Origin of the sequence: Paucilactobacillus wasatchensis, from assembly GCF_000876205.1 — a bacterium.
Taxonomy (GTDB): Bacteria; Bacillota; Bacilli; order Lactobacillales; family Lactobacillaceae; genus Paucilactobacillus; species Paucilactobacillus wasatchensis.
This window is the reverse complement of the sequence record NZ_AWTT01000092.1, coordinates 1-1,185: the sequence shown is the minus strand read 5'-3', so window position 1 is coordinate 1,185 and position 1,185 is coordinate 1. Positions and strand designations below refer to the sequence as shown.

Genomic DNA, 1,185 nt, shown 5'->3' with positions numbered 1-1,185 from the left:
GGGCCTAGAATAAAAAGTGTACAAGTTAAATAGAGACTCTGATTTAGTATAATTAAGGAAGTAAATTGGAGGATCAAATAATGACGAAGCACAGTTATGACAAGGAATTTAAGGAACAGGCCGTTCAGTATTACTTAGATAACAAGGATCACATGACCATGAATGAAATAAGTAAGAATCTAGGTATTGGGGCTAGTACATTACATAAATGGATTAAGCTGTTTACTGAGACTGGGGAGTTTGGCCGTGGCTCTGGTAATTTTGCCAGCGATAAGGACAAGGAGATTGCACGACTAAAGCGTCAACTTCGTGACGCTGAAGGAGCGATCGAAGTGTTAAAAAAATCAATCGGGATTCTGAGCAAGTAACTACCGAAAAGGTATACCAAGAAATGGACGTTCAGCACGCTTTGGAATCCCACCCTTCCATCAATGGTATGTGTGATTATGTTGGAATCTCAAGAAGTGGTTACTATCAACGAGAAAAGCGTCATAATCACCAATCACCGCGAAAGCTTCGGAAGAAGTTTATTCAAGGTGAAATTAAAGCAATTTGGCTCAAAAGCCTTTGTATTTACGGTGCCGGCAAAATCACCCAAGAACTTCGCTCAAAAGGATATAAGATCGCTGAACGAACTGTTGGTAAGTATATGCGTGAACTTGGCATTCACGCCGTTTACCTAACCCCTTGGACGACTACCACTCGCAATTCTAAGTTTGATAAACAGCTAATAAATATTTTAGACGAGCAGTTCAATCCATTGCGACCAAACGCCGTTTGGTGCATTGACACCACTTATATTCCAGTTCATGACGGATTCGTTTATTTAACCAGTATTATGGACTTGTACTCCCGACGGATCATTGGTTGGGACTTATCTGAAACCTTGGAGGTATCGAATGTCATCCCACTTATTGAAAAGACTAAGCACAGTCGCCATATTAGCAAGCCATTAATCATGCACAGTGATCGTGGTAGTCAGTTTACGTCTGAAGCTTACAATCAAGTTACAGCTAACATGACATTAAGCTATTCAAAGAAAGCTTATCCTTGGGATAATGCCTGCATTGAGTCGTTTCATGCCTTGATTAAGCGTGAATGGATAAATCGGTTTAAAATCCATTCATACTCCGAAGCTAAACGACTAGTTTTTCAGTACATTGAAACGTTTTACAACACAGTTAG

2 protein-coding genes are annotated in these 1,185 nt (G+C 40.0%); both read left to right on the top strand.

What is annotated here, in order from left to right:
- Window positions 1-80 precede the first annotated feature (80 nt).
- The gene (locus tag WDC_RS09230; RefSeq protein ID WP_003688751.1) at window positions 81-368 is read left to right on the top strand and encodes a transposase; all 288 of its coding nucleotides are present in this window, start codon (window positions 81-83) and stop codon (window positions 366-368) included.
- A 23-nt stretch (window positions 369-391) separates the two neighbouring features.
- A partial coding sequence (locus tag WDC_RS09225) for an IS3 family transposase (RefSeq protein ID WP_044011555.1) occupies window positions 392-1,185 on the top strand: 794 nt, incomplete at its 3' end.

Excerpts from the sequence above, each read along its gene's own strand:
- WDC_RS09230 (WP_003688751.1), top strand. The coding sequence starts at position 81 with ATGACGAAGCACAGTTATGACAAGGAATTTAAGGAACAGGCCGTTCAG.